Genomic DNA, 18,428 nt, shown 5'->3' with positions numbered 1-18,428 from the left:
GTCCATAAGTTAAACCGCGTTATCGTTCTTCGCGGGCAAGCCTCGCTCCTACAAGGTCCCTGGGCCCAAACGAGGGGGTATATTCATATACCCTTTCGATCTAGCTCGCGTCCTGATTAGAAGAGGTCGCTGTGCTAGGATTCCCCGCTCGAACACGGCCCGCTGGCCGTCCATAAGATCGTTTTCGTGAGTAGCCATGGTCGACAAACTGACGCATCTGAAACAGCTGGAGGCCGAAAGCATCCACATCATCCGCGAGGTCGCCGCCGAGTTCGATAACCCGGTGATGCTGTACTCCGTCGGTAAAGATTCCGCCGTGATGCTGCACCTTGCGCGCAAGGCATTCTTCCCGGGCAAATTGCCGTTCCCGGTGATGCACGTCGACACCCGGTGGAAGTTCAAGGAAATGTACGAATTCCGCGACCGCATGGTCGAAGAACTCGGCCTGGACCTGCTGGTGCACGTGAACCCCGATGGCGTGGCCCAGGGCATCAACCCGCTGACCCACGGTAGCGCCAAGCATACCGACATCATGAAAACCGAGGGCCTGAAACAGGCGCTCGACAAGTACGGTTTCGACGCCGCTTTCGGTGGCGCTCGCCGCGACGAAGAGAAGTCCCGCGCCAAAGAGCGCGTGTATTCCTTCCGCGACACCAAGCACCGCTGGGACCCGAAAAACCAGCGTCCAGAGCTGTGGAACGTCTACAACGGCAACGTCAACAAGGGCGAATCGATCCGCGTTTTCCCATTGTCGAACTGGACCGAACTGGACATCTGGCAGTACATCTACCTCGAAGGCATCCCGATTGTGCCGCTGTATTTCGCCGCCGAGCGCGACGTCATCGAGATGAATGGCACCTGGATCATGATCGACGACGAACGCCTGCTCAATCACCTGAGCGACGAAGACAAGGCGCGCATCGTCAAGAAGAAAGTCCGTTTCCGTACACTGGGTGACTACCCGCTGACCGGTGCGGTCGAGTCCGAGGCCACCAGCCTGACCGACATCATTCAGGAAATGCTCCTGACGCGAACTTCCGAACGCCAGGGCCGGGTCATCGATCACGATGGCGCAGGCTCGATGGAAGAAAAGAAACGTCAGGGTTATTTCTAAGGGGTTGTCATGTCGCACGCATCTGATTTGATCAGCGAGGACATCCTCGCCTACCTGGGCCAGCACGAACGCAAGGAAATGCTGCGCTTTCTGACCTGTGGCAACGTCGACGACGGCAAGAGCACCCTGATCGGGCGCCTGCTGCACGACTCCAAGATGATCTACGAAGATCACCTGGAAGCCATTACCCGCGACTCGAAAAAAGTCGGCACCACCGGCGAAGACATCGACCTGGCATTGCTGGTCGACGGCCTGCAGGCCGAGCGTGAGCAGGGCATCACCATCGATGTCGCTTACCGCTACTTCTCCACCGCCAAGCGCAAATTCATCATCGCCGACACCCCTGGCCATGAGCAGTACACCCGCAACATGGCCACCGGTGCATCCACCTGTGACCTGGCGATTATCCTGGTCGACGCCCGCTACGGCGTGCAGACCCAGACCCGTCGCCACAGCTTCATCGCCTCGTTGCTGGGCATCAAGCACATCGTGGTCGCCATCAACAAGATGGACCTCAATGGCTTCGACGAAAGCGTGTTCGAGTCGATCAAGGCCGATTACCTGAAGTTCGCCGAAGGCATCGCGTTCAAGCCGACCACCATGGCCTTCGTGCCGATGTCGGCGCTGAAGGGCGACAACGTGGTGAACAAGTCCGAGCGCTCGCCGTGGTACACCGGCCAGTCGCTGATGGAAATTCTCGAAACCGTCGAAATCGCCAGCGACCGCAACTACACCGACCTGCGTTTCCCGGTGCAGTACGTCAACCGTCCGAACCTGAACTTCCGTGGTTTCGCCGGCACCTTGGCCAGCGGCGTCGTGCACAAGGGCGATGAAGTCGTTGTGCTGCCGTCGGGCAAGAGCAGCCGCGTGAAATCCATCGTCACCTTCGAAGGTGAGCTGGAGCATGCCGGTCCGGGTCAGGCTGTGACGCTGACCATGGAAGACGAGATCGATATCTCTCGCGGCGACTTGCTGGTGCACGCCGACAACCTGCCGCAAGTGACTGACGCCTTCGACGCCATGCTGGTGTGGATGGCCGAAGAACCGATGCTGCCGGGCAAGAAATACGACATCAAGCGCGCTACGACGTACGTGCCGGGTTCGATCACCAGCATCGTCAACCGCGTTGACGTGAACACCCTGGAAGAAGGTCCTGCCAGCGCGTTGCAGTTGAACGAGATCGGTCGCGTCAAGATCAGCCTCGACGCCGCCATCGCGCTGGACGGTTACGCGAGCAACCGCACCACCGGTTCGTTCATCGTCATCGACCGTTTGACCAACGGCACCGTTGCCGCCGGCATGATCATCGCTCAGCCGTTGGCGCATGGCAGCAGCACGCACCACGGCAAACTGGCGCACGTTGCCACCGAAGAACGCGCTCAGCGTTTCGGCCAACAGCCGGCCACCGTGTTGTTCAGCGGCTTGTCGGGCGCGGGCAAAAGCACTCTGGCGTATGCGGTTGAACGCAAGCTGTTCGACCTGGGCCGTGCGGTGTTTGTGCTCGATGGCCAGAACCTGCGTCACGACCTGAACAAAGGTCTGCCACAGGATCGCGCCGGGCGTACCGAGAACTGGCGTCGTGCCGCGCACGTTGCGCGTCAGTTCAACGAAGCCGGTCTGCTGACCCTCGCTGCGTTTGTTGCGCCGAGTGCAGAAGGGCGTGAGCAGGCCAAGGACCTGATCGGCAAGGAGCGTCTGCTGACGGTCTACGTCCAGGCCTCGCCGACGGTTTGTGCCGAGCGTGATCCGCAAGGCTTGTACGCGGCGGCCGGGGATAACATTCCGGGTGATTCCTTCCCGTACGACGTGCCGCTGGACGCCGACCTCGTGGTCGACACCCAGTCGCTGTCGCTGGAAGAAAGCGTCAAGCAAGTGCTGGATCTGCTGCGCAAGCATGGCGCGATCTAAGCGTTAGCTGCTCATGAAAAACCCGCCGATGAGTGATCATCGGCGGGTTTTTTTGTGGGTCAACTCGGTCAACTGTGGGAGCTAGCCTGCTAGCGATTGCGGTGATTCAGGCAATAAATCTGCTGAATGTGAACCCGCTATCGCCAGCAGGCTGGCTCCCACAGTAGGTCAGTGTTTGGCGGGATACTCGCGATGCATCTGCGTCAACAACGCATCCTTGTCTAACCAAAGCTGATTGATCCACCCCTGAAACTGCAACCGATACTCCCCATCCTGGTCGTAGTTCTTGCCAATAAACTGCGGCGGAATCTTCAACTCCTGAAAGTGCACCACAACATCTTCAACGTTCCCGCAGAGCAAATCCCAATACCCCGGACGCCCGCCCGGATAGTGAATCGTCACGTTGACGATCGACTCCAGCTGCTCACCCATGGCGTCCAGCACAAACGCAATGCCACCGGCCTTGGGTTTGAGCAGGTACTTGAACGGGGATTTCTGCTGCGCATGCTTGCCTTCGGTGAAGCGCGTGCCTTCGACGAAATTGAAAATCCCCACCGGGTTATCACGAAACTTCGCGCAGGTCTTGCGCGTGGTTTCCAGGTCTTTGCCTTTCTTCTCCGGGTGCTTTTCCAGGTAAGCCTTGGAATAGCGCTTCATGAACGGAAAGCCCAGTGTCCACCAGGCCAGGCCAATCACCGGCACCCAGATCAGCTCTTGCTTGAGAAAGAACTTCAGCGGCTGGATACGACGGTTGAGCACGTACTGCAACACCATGATGTCGACCCAGCTCTGGTGGTTGCTGGTGATCAGGTACGAGTGCTGATAGTCCAGCCCTTCAAGGCCGCTGAGGTGCCAGCGGGTGCGGCGGACCAGGTTCATCCAGGCCTTGTTGTTGCTGATCCAGGCTTCATGGGTATGGTTCATCAGCCAGCGCGTGAAACGCTGGGTGAGGGCGAACGGCAACACCTTGAAAATCGCCACGCAGAACAGAAACGAGCAGAGCAGAATCGTATTCAGTGCCAGCAACAACGATGCAATCACGCCGCGTGCGGCGGCAGGCAGGAAATCCAGCATTTAAACATCCAGAGGTCGGTTGGCAGCTTGAATCGCGGTCAACGCGATGGTGTACACGATGTCGTCGACTTGCGCGCCACGCGGCAGGTCGTTCACCGGTTTGCGCAGGCCTTGCAGCATCGGGCCGAGGCTGACGCAGTCGGCGCTGCGCTGCACGGCTTTGTGCGTGGTGTTGCCGGTATTCAGGTCGGGGAACACGAACACCGTGGCGCGACCGGCGACCTGACTGTTCGGCGCCAGTTGCCGGGCAACGGTTTCGTTGGCGGCGGCGTCGTACTGCAACGGACCGTCGATCAGCAGTGAATGTTGTTGCTCGTGGGCGAGCAACGTCGCCTCGCGGACCTTCTCGACCTCTTCGCCGCTGGCCGATTCACCGCTGGAGTAGCTGATCATCGCCACGCGCGGCGTAATGCCGAACGCTGCTGCCGAGTCCGCACTTTGCAGGGCGATCTCGGCCAGTTCCGTGGCGCTCGGGTGCGGGTTCATCACGCAGTCGCCGTAGACCAGCACCTCTTCGGGAAACAGCATGAAGAACACCGACGACACCAGCGTGCAGCCCGGCGCGGTCTTGATCAACTGCAAGGCCGGGCGGATGGTGTTGGCGGTGGAGTGAATGACACCGGACACCAGGCCGTCGACTTCATCCAGCGCCAGCATCATCGTGCCGATCACCACGGTGTCTTCCAGTTGCTGCTCGGCCATCGGCGCGTTGAGGCTTTTGGTCTTGCGCAACGCAACCATCGGCTCGACGTAACGTTCGCGAATCAGGTCCGGGTCGAGAATCTCCAGGCCTGGCGGCAGTTCGATATCGTGGGCACGCGCCACTGCTTCGACGTCCGCCGGTTTCGCCAGCAACACACAGCGGGCAATGCCGCGCGCTTGGCAGATTGCGGCGGCTTGCACGGTCAGTGGCTCACTACCCTCGGGCAGCACGATGCGCTTGTTGGCGGCCTGGGCGCGCTGGATCAATTGATAACGGAACACCGCAGGCGACAGGCGCATCTCCCGTGGCGTGCCGCAACGCTGGTGCAGCCAGTTGGCGTCGAGGTGGCTGGCGACGAAGTCGGTGATGATCTCCGCTCGCTCGCGGTCGTCGATCGGGATTTCCTTGTTCAAACCGTTCAGCTGGTTCGCGGTGTCGTAGGAGCCGGTGCTCACCGACAACACCGGCAAACCGGCCTGCAAGGCGCCACGGCACAGGTCCATGATGCGCGGGTCGGGCAGGGTGTCGCTGGTCAGCAGCAGGCCGGCCAGCGGCACACCGTTCATGGCGGCGAGGCTGACGGCGAGGATGATGTCGTCGCGATCGCCGGGCGTCACCACCAGCACGCCGGGCTTGAGCAGCTCCACGGTGTTGCGCATGGTGCGCGCACAAATGATGATTTTGGTCATGCGCCGGGTTTCGTAGTCGCCGGCATTGAGGATTTGCGCGCCCATCAGATCGGCCACGTCGCGGGTGCGCGGCGCGTTCAGTTCCGGCTGGTACGGGATGCAACCGAGCAAGCGGAAATCACCGCTGCGCAGCAACGGCGAATGCTCCTTGAGGCGCGAGGCGAAGGCCTCCATGCTCTCGTCGGTCTTGACCTTGTTGAGGATCACGCCGAGGACTTTCGGGTCTTTCGGCCCGCCGAACAATTGCGCTTGCAACTCCACGCGACCGGAGAGCTCGGTCAGCACTTCGTTTTCCGGTGCCGAAACCAGAATCACGTCGGCATCCAGACTCTTGGCCAAATGCAGATTGACCCGCGCGGCGTAACTGGCGCTGCGGGTCGGGACCATGCCTTCGACGATCAGCACGTCCTTGCCGATGGCCGCTTGCTGATAGAGCGTGATGATTTCTTCGAGCAACTCATCGAGCTGGCCGTCGCCGAGCATGCGCTCTACGTGCGCCAGGCCCAGCGGTTGCGGCGGTTTCAAACCGTGGGTTCGCGCCACCAGTTCGGTGGAGCGCTCCGGCCCGGTATCACCCGGATGCGGCTGGGCAATCGGTTTGAAAAAGCCGACTTTGAGGCCGGCCCGCTCGAGGGTGCGCACCAGCCCGAGGCTGATGGAGGTCAGACCCACACCAAAATCGGTGGGCGCGATAAAAAAAGTTTGCATGCGGATTCTCTAAGGGAGCATGACAAAGGTGATCATCTATAGCTGACGATCTACCGAAATTCAGTCGCCAAGGTTATCGCTAACCGAGCCTTGTGCGCACCAACCGCATTCAAAGGGCTGGCCTATTTTTTCATGACGCAGCAGTGGGTCCATGACCCAGGCGCGCGATTGCCACGGTGGCTGGTGGCGCAGGTGCTGCGTGTGGCCACAGGACAGCTCGGCCACCCAATGCCCGTCCTCGTCCTGATGAAAACCTGTGACCGTCGAGCCTGGCGCCGCATTCCGTCTGTCCGGGTTGTGTTCGCTTTCGGACGATTGCTTCGCTAAACTTGGCCTTTCTAAATTCTTATGCAAAAGGTCTCGCCCCATGCTGATCGCCGCCAATAAGGCTGTCTCCATCGACTATACCCTGACCAACGACGCTGGTGAGGTCATCGACAGCTCCGCCGGCGGCGCGCCGCTGGTCTACCTGCAAGGCGCAGGTAACATCATTCCGGGCCTGGAAAAGGCTCTGGAAGGCAAAGCAGTCGGCGACGAGCTGACCGTGGCCGTTGAACCTGAAGACGCTTACGGCGAATACGCTGCCGAACTGGTCAGCACCTTGAGCCGCAGCATGTTCGAAGGCGTCGATGAGCTGGAAGTGGGCATGCAGTTCCACGCTTCCGCGCCAGACGGCCAAATGCAGATCGTGACCATTCGCGATCTGGACGGCGACGATGTCACTGTCGACGGCAACCACCCGTTGGCCGGTCAGCGCCTGAACTTCCAGGTCAAGATCATCGCCATCCGTGACGCCAGCCAGGAAGAAATCGCTCATGGTCACGTCCATGGCGAAGGTGGCCATCACCACTGATTTTCTGCGCTAAGCTCAGAGAACTGGAGAGGCGCCCGAGGGCGCCTTTTTAGTCCGCGGCTGTCCTTGGTGGCCTCACCAAGAGGCTGTTTCGAGAAGAACACGGGAATCTGGAGTACGTCATGAGTGCTTTTCACGACCTTAATTTGACAGGCCTGGATGGTCAGGAGCTACCTCTGGCGCCCTTCAAGGGGCATGTCGTGCTGGTGGTCAACGTCGCCTCCAAATGTGGCTTGACCCCACAATACGCGGCGCTGGAAAACCTTTACCAGCAATACAAAGGTAAAGGCTTCAGCGTGCTGGGCTTGCCGTGCAACCAGTTTGCCGGGCAGGAACCGGGTACCGAGAAAGAGATCCAGGAGTTCTGCAGCCTCAACTATGGCGTGACCTTTCCGTTGTCCAGCAAGCTGGAAGTCAACGGACATGAGCGTCATCAGTTGTACCGCCTGCTGGCGGGCGAGGGGGCTGAATTCCCGGGTGATATCACCTGGAATTTCGAAAAATTCCTGCTCGGCAAAGACGGTCGCGTACTGGCGCGGTTCTCACCGCGTACGGCGCCGGATGATCCCACTGTCATTCAGGCAATCGAAAAAGCCCTGAGCTGATTCCCCCTGTAGGAGCGAGGCTTGCCCGCGAAGGCGTCAGGTCAGTCAGTAATGATGTCGACTGACCGACCGCCTTCGCGGGCAAGTCGGAGCGCCGCCCGCTCGCTCCTACGATGCTTTCCACCTTTTATTCCTTAATCACCAAAATCAATAGTGCTATTCAAGGCGTTCCCAACTCCATATTATCGCCGTCATAAAGTCTATTCCCGTGGAGCGTCCCATGCCTGTCAAAGCCCTGTTCAAACCGTTCCACCTCGGCACCCTCGAACTGCCGACCCGTGTCGTCATGGCGCCGATGACCCGCTCGTTTTCGCCGGGTGGCGTACCCAACTCCAAAGTGATCGAGTACTACCGTCGTCGCGCCGCCGCCGGCGTGGGTTTGATCATCACTGAAGGCACCACCGTCGGCCACAAGGCCTCCAACGGCTACCCGAACGTGCCGCATTTCTACGGTGAAGCCGCGCTGGCTGGCTGGAAGAAAGTCGTCGATGCGGTGCATGCCGAAGGCGGCAAGATCGTTCCGCAGCTTTGGCATGTCGGCAGCGTGCGTCGCATCGGCACCGAGCCTGACGCCAGCGTGCCGGGTTACGGTCCGTCGGAAAAGCTGAAGGACGGTCAGGTCGTGGTTCACGGCATGACTAAACAGGATATCCAGGGCGTGATCGCCGCGTTCGCTCAAGCTGCCAAAGACGCGCAAAGCATCGGCATGGACGGCGTGGAAATCCACGGCGCCCATGGCTATCTGGTGGACCAGTTCTTCTGGGAAGGCACCAATCAGCGCACCGATGAATACGGTGGCGACCTGGCGAACCGTTCGCGTTTCGCCATCGAACTGATTCAGGCGGTGCGTGCGGCAGTCGGTGAAGGCTTCCCGATCATCTTCCGTTTCTCTCAGTGGAAGCAGCAGGATTACACCGCGCGTCTGGTGCAAACTCCGGAAGCGCTGGGCGAGTTCCTCAAGCCGTTGTCCGACGCCGGCGTGGACATTTTCCACTGCTCGACGCGCCGTTTCTGGGAGCCGGAGTTCGACGGTTCCGAGCTGAACCTGGCAGGCTGGACGCGCAAACTGACCGGCAAGCCGACCATCACCGTGGGCAGCGTCGGCCTGGATGGCGAGTTCCTGCAGTTCATGGTCAACACCGACAAGATCGCGCAGCCGGCCAGTCTGGAAAAACTGCTGGAGCGTTTGAACAACGACGAGTTCGATCTGGTGGCGGTGGGGCGTGCGCTGCTGGTGGACCCGGACTGGGTGCAGAAAGTGCGTGACGGTCGTGAGGGAGACATCCTGCCGTTCAGCCGTGAGGCGTTGATGACGCTGGTTTAAGTAGCGACTGGAAAGGCCTCTTCGCGGGCAAGCCTCGCTCCTACAGGATATACGATCGTTCTGATCGACTCGAATCTGTAGGAGCGAGCGGTGCGGCGATCCGACTTGCCCGCGAAGCTTTTAAGGCAACAAAGCCACATCAGGCAAAACCTGTTCCTGCGAACAAGCCCCCCGCAACTGCCCCTCGAACTGCTCGATAATCGCTGCCCAACCCTGCCGACTCGCATGCTGGCGCGCATTGAGCCTTACGCATCGCAAGGTTTCGCGCTTCTCCAACAGCCACACCGCGGCATCGCTGAACGCTTCCTCATCCCCCGGCATCGCCAGCACGCCGTTGTAGCCATGGCGAATATGCTGCGCCGCCGCAGCCTGATCGTAAGCCACCACGCCCAACCCTGACGCGAGTGCCTCAAGCACCACATTGCCGAAGGTTTCGGTCATGCTCGGAAACAAAAACACATCCCCTGACGCATAGTGGCTGGCCAGGGCCTCGCCGCGCTGAGTGCCACAGAAAATCGCTTCGGGCAGTTCCTGTTCCAGAGCCACCCGTTGCGGACCGTCACCGACGATGATCAGCTTTAGGATTCGCTGTGGATAAGTCGCTTTCAACGTGTCGAAACAGCGCTTGAGCAAACCAAGGTTCTTCTCCGGTGCCAGGCGTCCTACGTGGATGACTGCGATGTCCTTCTCGCTCAGGCCCCATTGCTCACGCAACGATTGCAGCCGTTTGGTCGGGTGGAACAACTGACTGTCGACCCCGCGGGACAGCAATGCCAGCCGCTCGAAATGCCGGCGCTCCAGCTCCATTCGCTGGCTGACACTCGGCACCAGCGTCAGGGTCGAGCGATTGTGAAACCAGCGCAGGTAGTGGGTCAGCAGGCGCGTGAGCAATCCGAGCCCGTACTGGTTGGAGTACTGCTGGAAGTTGGTGTGAAAACCGCTGACCACCGAAATCCCCAGACGCCGTGCCGCGCGCAGCGCGGACAAGCCCAGCGGTCCTTCCGTGGCGATGTACAGCACGTCCGGGCGCTGGCGCTTCCAGCGTCGCAGCAGCTTGTGCATCGACGACTGACCCCATTGCAAACCCGGATACCCCGGCAGCGGCCAGCCCCGGCACAGCAGCAATTCATCGTCGCTGCCCAGCTGCTGATCGCAACCCTGGCGTGGCCGCACCAGTTCAACCTGATGCCCGCGCGCGCGCAAACCGTCGCACAAGCGGCCAAGGGTATTGGCCACGCCGTTGATTTCGGGAGGGAAGGTTTCGGTGATCAGGGTGATATGCAGAGCTGTCGTCATGACCTCAGTGTCGGCTGAGGCCATGTCGTCGTTGTGGCGTTTTGATGATGGATTTGTGACCGCGCGAGCATTGAATGTCATTTGGCCGGGCGACTGAGGATGGGCGTGGGCTAGCGTCGCGTCCACAAAACGTTAACTCGTTCGAGCGTTTGCTGAGGCAAAAAACCATGAAAAGGGTGACGCTTCCCCCCATTGCAGATTAATATGACAGCCTTAAAAATTGTGTAGTGATATTGCTGTGCGTCTAAGTGCTCGTTCTACTTCACAATTACATTTCTCAATGAAGATTCACCGTCGCCAGGGAACAGTGCGTTGAAAAAAGTCGCGATACTTCAATCCAACTACATCCCTTGGAAAGGGTATTTTGACATGATCGCATCAGTGGATGAGTTCATTCTCTATGATGACATGCAATATACTCGGCGTGATTGGCGAAATCGTAATCAGATTAAAACCCCGCAAGGTGTGCAATGGTTGACCGTGCCAGTTTTAGTGAAAGGAAAATATCATCAGAAGATCAGGGAAACTGAGATAGATGGTGTTGACTGGGCCGCTTCACATTGGAAATCTCTGGTTCAAAATTACAGTCGTGCTCCGCACTTCAATGAAATTGCAGAATGGCTTGAGCCGCTTTATCTGAATGAAAGTTATACTCATATTTCAGAGCTTAATCAGCGATTTATTCAGGCTATTTGCGATTACTTGGAAATCAAGACAGTTATTAGTCGTTCATCGGATTATGAGTTGGTCGACGGTAAGACGGAACGCCTTGCCAATCTTTGTGCACAGGCTGGGGGGAGCGAGTACGTCTCCGGGCCATCTGCCAAGGACTACGTTGATGAAGCTGTATTTGAAGCGATGAATATAAAGTTAACCTGGTTCGATTACTCAGGTTATCCGGAGTATTCGCAGTTATGGGGCGAGTTTACCCATGGCGTCACGGTCCTTGACCTGCTTTTTAATTGTGGAAAAGACGCTCATCGCCAAATGAGGCATGTTGCTCCATGAAGCTCTCAATCGTAGCCACTCTTTATCAGTCAGCCTCTTACATAGAGGAGTTTCATTCGCGCGTGAGTGCTGTCGCGATGACGCTTGCAGGGGATGATTATGAGATCCTGCTGGTGAATGATGGATCTCCCGATAACAGTCTTGATATCGCCATCTCGCTCACTGAACGAGACCATCATGTCGTACTTATCGATCTCTCCCGTAATTTCGGCCATCATAAGGCCATGATGACGGGGCTCTCCCACGCAAAAGGCGAAAAAATATTCCTGATTGACAGCGATCTGGAAGAAGAGCCGGAGTGCTTGCTCAGCTTTGACCAGCAAATCAATCAGACCGCCTGTGATGTTGTTTACGGAGTGCAGGAGCAGCGCAAAGGCGGCTGGTTTGAGCGATGGAGCGGCCGGTGGTTCTATCGTTTCTTTCAAGCCCTGACTGGACTCGCCCTGCCAGAGAATATTGTCACTGCAAGATTAATGACTCGTCGCTACGTGGACGCTTTACTGCGCCATAAGGAACGAGAGGTATTTATTGCCGGTCTTTGGCATATTACCGGGTTTGAACAGCAGCCGCAGACGGTCAAAAAGAGCAATACCAGTCAGACGACTTATACACTCAGAAGAAAAATGTCTATATTGGTGAATTCGGTAACATCGTTCAGCAATGCGCCATTGATTGGTATTTTTTATATAGGTGTGTCTATTTCGTTTTTCGCACTACTTTATATTCTATATTTGACAGCGCACTGGATGTTTCTCGCAAAGCCAATGAGCGGCTGGACGTCGGTCATGGCCTCTATCTGGCTACTTGGCGGCATGATAATTTCGTTTATCGGTGTCGTGGGGATCTATCTTTCCAAGATATTTTCCGAGTCAAAACAGCGCCCCTACACTATCGTGAGGCAGATTTATGCACAGCGACAAAACTGAGCTCCTTGATGAAGTAGCGAGCTATTACTCGAGCAAGCTTGCACTGCATGGCGAGACACCGAATGGGGTGGACTGGAATGGTGAACAGGGCCAGGCGCTGCGTTTCGAGCAACTCTGCAAAGTAATCGATGGCCCGCAGGACTGTACTGTCAATGATCTGGGATGTGGCTACGGTGCGCTGGTTGACTACTTAAATAACAAGCCTCAGAAATTTTCATATCTTGGTATAGATGTTTCAAAAGAGATGATTCAGGCCGCCGAACAGCGTTACGCAAAACTGTCCGGTGTTCGATTCATTGCCGGGTCCGAGCCCGACATAGTCGCTGACTATGGCGTTGCCAGTGGTATTTTTAATGTTCGCCTGGGTCGTTCAGACGACGAGTGGCTGAGCTATCTTGAAAAAACACTGGATGTTCTGGATCGAACAAGTCGTCTGGGGTTCTCTTTTAATTGCCTCACCTCCTACTCTGACGAAGATAAGAAGCGAGATGATCTGTACTACGCCGATCCTTGCCTGTTATTTGATATATGCAAGCGGCGTTACTCTCGTCATGTAGCCCTTCTGCACGATTATGGGTTGTACGAATTCACTATTCTTGTAAGGAAAATGTGATGAAAAAAAAATTAGTGATTTTCGGCTCTGGCGATATTGCGCAGCTGGCCCACTTTTATTTTAGTACAGACTCCGCTTATGAGATTGTTGCTTTCACTGTGGACGGTAGTTATATCGAGGCGCCTACGTTCTGTGGTCTGCCAGTCGTTGCATTCGAAGACGTAGCCGAGCACTACCCAACGCACAGTCACGAGCTGTTTATTGCCCTGAGCTACTCGAAGCTCAATGCAGTGCGCAAAGAAAAATATCTTGCAGCCAAGGCGCTCGGCTACACGCTTGCCAGTTACATAAGCAGTCATGCCACGGTGCTCAATGAAGGCCGGATTGGCGACAATTGTTTTATTCTTGAAGACAATACCATTCAGCCATTCGTTAATATTGGCAATAATATTACTTTGTGGAGCGGTAACCATATTGGTCACCACTCTACGATTCAGGATCATACGTTTATCGCATCCCATGTAGTGATTTCTGGTGGTGTGCATATCGGCGAGCAGTGCTTTATCGGGGTCAATGCGACTCTTCGTGATCATATAACGGTCGAGGACAAGTGCGTCGTTGGTGCAGGTGCACTGCTGTTAGCAAACGCTGAACAGGAGGGTGTCTTTATCGGCACGGCGACTGAGCGCTCTAAAGTTCCCAGCAGCAAGCTGAGAAAACTATGAAGTCGACATGGAAAAAGCTCGGGCAATTATTTTTTGTCGAGGGTGATGCGCGTCATCCCAAGTTATTATCTCATGCCGCCAACCCGTTACCGGTACATCTGCACGATGATGTCTTTCGGGTATTTTTCAGTGGTCGGGATTCTGATAACCGCTCCTCCGTTGGGGCTGTGGATATCGATATTGAAAAACGAAAAGTCATCAAAGAACACCCTTCACCTTTCATGGAACACGGACCGAAAGGCAGTTTTTACGCTGATGGTATAAGCATTGGTAACTGCTACACGGTGGATGGCGTGCAATACATGCTTTTCATGGGTTGGCAGGCGCCAATTGATCAGCATTGGAGGGGGGATGTCGGCAGGTTAGTTGTCAATGCGGATACTACGCTGACGCTTGATAGCAAAAATCCGTTCATGAGCGCTGATAAAGACGATCCTATAAGCCTTTCTTACCCGTGGGTGCGTGAAGACGGAAACGGCGGGTATGACATGTGGTATGGATCGACCCGTACTTGGGATTCGGGTAACGGAGAAATGATTCATGTGATCAACTCGGCGCATTCCCTTGATGGCGAGAACTGGAAGCGTAACGGCTTGGCAATCCCCTTCGAACTTGGAGTCGCTCAAGCGTTTTCGCGCCCAACCGTCGCAAAAAACCATCTGGGTGGATTGGAGATGTGGTTCTCCTATCGCAGCGGAGCCGGGGAAACCTATCGTATCGGCTACGCAACCACTGACGAAGGCAAGCAATGGCGATTGGCGCTGGAGGAAGCCGCTATCGATGTTTCATCGGAAGGCTGGGATAGCGAGATGATCGAATACCCGTTTGTGTTTGATCATAAGGGAAGTCGGTACATGCTTTATAACGGTAATGGCTATGGTAAAACCGGCTTTGGCCTGGCTGTGCTGGAGAGAGGCTGATGGCTCGTATATTCGATTATGTGTATATATTTGCAACCATCCTGTTGACCGTCTATGGGCAACTTATTCTTAAATGGCGAATCTCTCACTACGGTGCATTCCCCTCTGACACAACTCAAAAAATTAAATTTCTTTTTTTGCTGTTTTTGGATCCGGCGATTGTTTCAGGGTTCGCAGCGGGATTTTTAGCATCGTTAGCCTGGATGGCGGCGATGACCAAGTTTGATCTTAGTCACGCCTATCCATTTATGAGCTTGAACTTCGTTGTCGTTTTGCTTTTAAGTGGTTGGATTCTAAGTGAGCCAATGACACTCCAGAAATCAATGGGCGTTGGCCTGATTATTCTGGGCACAGTTATTGCCGCGCGTGGATAACAACGAAAAGCAAGTACCTAACGAAGTTTGGCGGTGAGGTTTTCTACTCCACGCTCTCGCACCCAGAATAATGTCGCGCCGGCCACTGCCGCCGGCATCATCAGGATATTGACCACCGGAATCAGCAGCACCAGGTAAACACTCCCGCCGAAGCTCATGCTCTGCCAGCGCTTCTCACGCAGCCAGGCGAGCATCTCGTTCCAGCCCAGCTTGTGGTTGTCCGCCGGGTAGTCGATGTACTGGATCGCCATCATCCATACGCCGAACAGTAGCCACAGCGGTGCGGCGATGATGTTCACCACCGGGATGAACGAGAGGATGAACAGCCCGATCGCCCGCGGCAGGAAGTAGCCGAGTTTGCGCATTTCCCGGGCGAGGGTGCGCGGGATCATGGCGATCAGTTCACCCCAGCTGAAAGCCGGGAAGTCGTCGGTGCCGCGCACCACCACTTCGACTTTCTCCGCGAGAAAACCGTTGAACGGCGCAGCGATGACGTTGGCGAGCATGGTGAAGGTGAAGAACACCATCAACACCACCAGCACCACGAAAATCGGCCAGAGGATGTAGCTGAGAAAACTCAGCCAGTCGGGCAGAGACGGCATCAGCGTATCGACCCACAGACTGAATTGATGGCCGGCCAGATAGATCAATCCGACGAACAGCACCAGATTGATTGCCAGCGGCAGCAACACGAATAAACGCAGGCTGGGGCTGAGGACCAGCTTGAGGCCTTCGCGCAGGTATTGCGGGCCGGACAGAACAGGGGCGGGCATATCGAGCTCCGAGCAGAAGGGAAACGCGCCGACCTTACCGGCTTTGCCTTACGGGCGAAAGCGCGGTCGCAGCATCGACATCAACAGTAACAAAGGCGTCTATATATTGGCCGTGACGGGATAGAGACCGCCTATGAGCTGGATTGTTAAACCGTATTTCCTTAATCTTCGCCCCCTCGATACGCTGCACCCAATCTTTTTACAGGACTGTCGAGTTCAAGCCTTCCCCAAGTGCTTTCAACGGTCCTTTTTTATTCCCGCCGGCAACCCGGCGTTCCGCGCCAGGTATTCCGGGCCGGTCAACAGGAGCAGGTCATGTCTGAAGTCCGTCATTCGCGAGTGATTATTCTCGGTTCCGGCCCTGCCGGTTACAGCGCCGCGGTCTATGCCGCCCGTGCCAACCTCAAGCCACTGCTGATCACCGGTATGCAAGCCGGCGGTCAACTGACCACCACCACCGAAGTCGACAACTGGCCGGGCGATGTCCACGGTCTGACCGGCCCGGCGTTGATGGAGCGGATGCGTGAGCACGCCGAGCGCTTTGAAACCGAGATCGTTTTCGATCACATCAATGCCGTGGACTTCGCCGCCAAGCCTTACACCCTGACCGGCGACAGCGCGACTTACACCTGCGACGCCCTGATCATCGCCACCGGCGCCAGCGCTCGCTACCTGGGCCTGCCATCGGAAGAAGCGTTCATGGGCAAAGGCGTTTCGGCCTGCGCGACGTGCGACGGTTTCTTCTACCGCAACAAGCCAGTGGCCGTGGTCGGTGGCGGTAACACCGCTGTCGAAGAAGCCCTGTACCTGGCCAACATCGCCAGCACCGTGACCCTGATCCACCGTCGCGAAACCTTCCGCGCCGAGAAGATCCTGATCGACAAGCTCAATGCTCGCGTTGCCGAAGGCAAGATCATCCTGAAGTTGAACTCGAACCTGGACGAAGTCCTGGGCGACAACATGGGCGTGACCGGTGCTCGCCTGAAGAACAACGACGGCAGCTTCGACGAGCTGAAAGTCGACGGCGTGTTCATCGCCATCGGCCACACCCCGAACACCTCGCTGTTCGAAGGCCAGCTGACATTGAAAGACGGTTACCTGGTGGTGCACGGCGGCCGTGAAGGCAATGCGACCGCGACCAACGTTGAAGGCATCTTCGCCGCCGGTGACGTGGCTGACCACGTTTACCGTCAAGCGATCACCTCGGCCGGCGCCGGCTGCATGGCGGCACTGGACACCGAGCGTTACCTCGACGGTCTGCAGAACGCTTCGTTCTGATTCTGTTGAAATGAAAAAAAACCGGCTTCGGCCGGTTTTTTTGTGCCGCTCATTTTGCTTGTCCTGTAGGAGCCGGCTTGCTGGCGATGCAGGCGGCGCGGTGCTCCTGTCATACCGAGTCGACTGGATCGCCAGCAAGCCGGCTCCTACAGGGATCAGGTCAGCTTTTTCAGGCACGCTTCCAGGATGTCGAGGCCTTCTTCCAGCACCGCCGCCTCCGTGGTCAACGGCGCCAGCAGCCGGATGATGTGCCGCGACTTGCCGCTAGGCATCAGCAGCAACCCCGCTTCACGGGCCAGGGCCAACAGTTGTGTCAGCTGCGCCGGGGCGGGTGTGCCGTCGGCGTTGGCCAGTTCGATGCCGCGCATGGCGCCGACACCGGTCAGGCGTCCGAGATAAGGGGAAACCTTGTTGGCTCGCCAGGCTTCGTAGCGGCTGACGATTGCTTCTTCCTGCTGCGAACCCCAGGCGTGCAGGTTGGCGTCGGTCATTTCATCCAGCGTCGCCAACGCAGCGGCGCAGGCGATCGGATTGCCCGAGTAAGTGCCGCCCAGTCCGCCCTTGGGCAAAGTGTCGAGCAACGACTTGCGCCCGACCACCGCCCCCAGCGGCACGCCGCCGGCAATGCTTTTGGCCAGCAGGATCAGGTCCGGCTCGATGCCCAGTCGCGAGAACGCAAACCGCTGGCCGGTGCGGCCGAAGCCGGACTGAATTTCATCGGCGATCAGCAGGATGTTCTTTTCATCACAGAACTTGCGCAAGGCCTGAGCGAACTCGACATCCATCGCCAGGAAACCGGCTTCACCCTGCACAGGCTCGACGATAAAGCACGCCACGTCGTCGACATCGATCTCGACGCTGAACAGCCGATCCATCGCCTTCAACGCTTCGGCGCAGGTCACGCCGTTGTCCTTGCTCGGGTAGGGCAAATGGAACACCGGACCGGGCAACACGCCGACCTTCTGTTTGTAGGGCGCGACTTTGCCATTGAGGTTGAGAGTGGCGAGGGTGCGCCCGTGGAAGGCACCGTCGAAAGCGATGACGGCCGTGCGACCGGTCGCGCCCCGGACGATCTTCAAGGCGTTTTCCGCCGCTTCCGCGCCGCTGTTGGTGAGCATGCCGCTGACCGGGTAATCCACCGGGATGAACGCGGCCAGACGCTCCATGAGTTCGAGGTAAGGCACGTGCGGGGCGGCGTTGAACGCGTAGTGCGTCAACCGGGTGGCTTGTTCGCGAATGGCCTCGACGATGCGCGGGTGGCAATGGCCGAGGTTCAACACGCCGATGCCGCCGACAAAGTCGATGTAGCGTTTGCCCTCGGTGTCCCAGACCTCGGCATTTTTGCCGTGGCTGAGCGTGACAGGGTGCACGATGTTGATCGACCGGCTGATGGTTTCGCTGCTCATGGATGACCGACTCTGAAGAAGGGAGGCTCTTCTTTTATCTAAGCCGCGAGCAGTGGTGCCGGGCAAACGAAATAAAGTTGCCGGGTCAATCTTAAAAGTCGGGATGTGGTTTGAGCGTTGTGCAAATTCAGCCAGGCAACACAAAACCCTGTAGGAGCCGGCTTGCCGGCGATGGCGTCTTCGAAGGCGAT

Annotated in this window: 18 protein-coding genes; 12 read left to right on the top strand and 6 right to left on the bottom strand. The window is 57.2% G+C overall.

Features of this window, described 5'->3' with window-relative positions:
- Positions 1-196 precede the first annotated feature (196 nt).
- Both cysD and cysN read left to right on the top strand, forming a co-directional pair.
- Positions 197-1,114 (top strand): sulfate adenylyltransferase subunit CysD, encoded by a 918-nt coding sequence (gene cysD / locus KGA97_RS25420; protein WP_008026947.1) that lies wholly within the window; start codon positions 197-199, stop codon positions 1,112-1,114.
- 9 nt (positions 1,115-1,123) lie between these two features.
- Positions 1,124-3,022 carry a sulfate adenylyltransferase subunit CysN gene (cysN, locus tag KGA97_RS25415; RefSeq protein ID WP_192417369.1) on the top strand — a complete coding sequence of 633 codons (1,899 nt, stop codon included), beginning with the start codon at positions 1,124-1,126 and terminating at the stop codon, positions 3,020-3,022.
- Positions 3,023-3,190: 168 nt separating this feature from the next.
- On the opposite strand, the gene KGA97_RS25410 is transcribed toward cysN, so the two are convergent.
- From KGA97_RS25410 to KGA97_RS25400, 3 genes are read right to left on the bottom strand one after another with little or no spacing between them, the layout of a single operon-like run.
- Positions 3,191-4,096: an acyltransferase gene (locus KGA97_RS25410; RefSeq protein ID WP_008037361.1), complete on the bottom strand. Its 906-nt coding sequence runs from the start codon at positions 4,094-4,096 to the stop codon at positions 3,191-3,193.
- Positions 4,097-6,196, bottom strand: coding sequence for a phosphate acetyltransferase (gene pta, locus KGA97_RS25405; protein WP_008026952.1), 2,100 nt, complete (start codon positions 6,194-6,196; stop codon positions 4,097-4,099).
- Between the two features lie 60 nt (positions 6,197-6,256).
- Positions 6,257-6,595 carry a DUF3565 domain-containing protein gene (locus KGA97_RS25400; RefSeq protein WP_192227739.1) on the bottom strand — a complete coding sequence of 113 codons (339 nt, stop codon included), beginning with the start codon at positions 6,593-6,595 and terminating at the stop codon, positions 6,257-6,259.
- Between KGA97_RS25400 and KGA97_RS25395 the strand changes: the two genes are divergently transcribed.
- From KGA97_RS25395 to KGA97_RS25385, 3 genes are all read left to right on the top strand, one after another.
- The gene (locus KGA97_RS25395; protein WP_008026954.1) at positions 6,564-7,049 is read left to right on the top strand and encodes a peptidylprolyl isomerase; all 486 of its coding nucleotides are present in this window, start codon (positions 6,564-6,566) and stop codon (positions 7,047-7,049) included. The genes KGA97_RS25400 and KGA97_RS25395 overlap by 32 nt on opposite strands.
- Before the next feature lie 122 nt (positions 7,050-7,171).
- Positions 7,172-7,654, top strand: coding sequence for a glutathione peroxidase (locus tag KGA97_RS25390; RefSeq protein WP_008037360.1), 483 nt, complete (start codon positions 7,172-7,174; stop codon positions 7,652-7,654).
- Positions 7,655-7,874: 220 nt separating this feature from the next.
- The gene (locus KGA97_RS25385) at positions 7,875-8,978 is read left to right on the top strand and encodes an NADH:flavin oxidoreductase (protein ID WP_223481720.1); all 1,104 of its coding nucleotides are present in this window, start codon (positions 7,875-7,877) and stop codon (positions 8,976-8,978) included.
- A 120-nt stretch (positions 8,979-9,098) separates the two neighbouring features.
- Here KGA97_RS25385 and KGA97_RS25380 read toward each other — a convergent pair whose 3' ends face one another.
- Entirely contained in the window at positions 9,099-10,298 is a 1,200-nt protein-coding gene (locus tag KGA97_RS25380) for a glycosyltransferase family 4 protein (RefSeq protein ID WP_008037358.1), read from the bottom strand.
- 288 nt (positions 10,299-10,586) lie between these two features.
- On the opposite strand from KGA97_RS25380, the gene KGA97_RS25375 reads away from it, so the two are divergent.
- From KGA97_RS25375 to KGA97_RS25350, 6 genes are read left to right on the top strand one after another with little or no spacing between them, the layout of a single operon-like run.
- On the top strand, positions 10,587-11,282 hold the full coding sequence (locus tag KGA97_RS25375; RefSeq protein WP_223481719.1) for a WbqC family protein: 696 nt from the start codon (positions 10,587-10,589) through the stop codon (positions 11,280-11,282).
- Positions 11,279-12,208, top strand: coding sequence for a glycosyltransferase family 2 protein (locus KGA97_RS25370; RefSeq protein WP_008037356.1), 930 nt, complete (start codon positions 11,279-11,281; stop codon positions 12,206-12,208). The genes KGA97_RS25375 and KGA97_RS25370 overlap by 4 nt, the downstream gene beginning before the upstream one ends.
- Positions 12,189-12,821, top strand: a complete 633-nt coding sequence (locus tag KGA97_RS25365) for a class I SAM-dependent methyltransferase (protein WP_223481718.1) — start codon at positions 12,189-12,191, stop codon at positions 12,819-12,821. Before KGA97_RS25370 ends, KGA97_RS25365 begins: the two co-directional genes overlap by 20 nt.
- The gene (locus KGA97_RS25360) at positions 12,821-13,486 is read left to right on the top strand and encodes an acetyltransferase (RefSeq protein ID WP_008037353.1); all 666 of its coding nucleotides are present in this window, start codon (positions 12,821-12,823) and stop codon (positions 13,484-13,486) included. The genes KGA97_RS25365 and KGA97_RS25360 overlap by 1 nt, the downstream gene beginning before the upstream one ends.
- A complete protein-coding gene (locus KGA97_RS25355) occupies positions 13,483-14,406 on the top strand; it encodes a hypothetical protein (RefSeq protein WP_008037351.1) in 924 nt (307 codons plus the stop codon). Before KGA97_RS25360 ends, KGA97_RS25355 begins: the two co-directional genes overlap by 4 nt.
- Positions 14,406-14,780, top strand: a complete 375-nt coding sequence (locus KGA97_RS25350) for an EamA family transporter (protein WP_192227743.1) — start codon at positions 14,406-14,408, stop codon at positions 14,778-14,780. The genes KGA97_RS25355 and KGA97_RS25350 overlap by 1 nt, the downstream gene beginning before the upstream one ends.
- 17 nt (positions 14,781-14,797) lie before the next feature.
- On the opposite strand, the gene cysZ is transcribed toward KGA97_RS25350, so the two are convergent.
- Complete coding sequence (gene cysZ / locus KGA97_RS25345) at positions 14,798-15,553, bottom strand: sulfate transporter CysZ (RefSeq protein ID WP_192230120.1); 756 nt, start codon at positions 15,551-15,553, stop codon at positions 14,798-14,800.
- Between the two features lie 315 nt (positions 15,554-15,868).
- Here cysZ and trxB point away from each other — a divergent pair, with 315 nt between their 5' ends.
- Positions 15,869-16,831: a thioredoxin-disulfide reductase gene (trxB, locus tag KGA97_RS25340; protein ID WP_008026963.1), complete on the top strand. Its 963-nt coding sequence runs from the start codon at positions 15,869-15,871 to the stop codon at positions 16,829-16,831.
- Between the two features lie 155 nt (positions 16,832-16,986).
- On the opposite strand, the gene KGA97_RS25335 is transcribed toward trxB, so the two are convergent.
- On the bottom strand, positions 16,987-18,237 hold the full coding sequence (locus KGA97_RS25335) for an aspartate aminotransferase family protein (RefSeq protein WP_207285267.1): 1,251 nt from the start codon (positions 18,235-18,237) through the stop codon (positions 16,987-16,989).
- Positions 18,238-18,428 lie beyond the last annotated feature (191 nt).

Origin of the sequence: Pseudomonas sp. BF-B-15 (assembly GCF_019946675.1) — a bacterium.
Taxonomy (GTDB): domain Bacteria; phylum Pseudomonadota; class Gammaproteobacteria; order Pseudomonadales; family Pseudomonadaceae; genus Aquipseudomonas; species Aquipseudomonas migulae.
The sequence above is the reverse complement of the archived record's forward strand: the minus strand, read 5'-3'. Positions and strand labels throughout refer to the sequence as shown.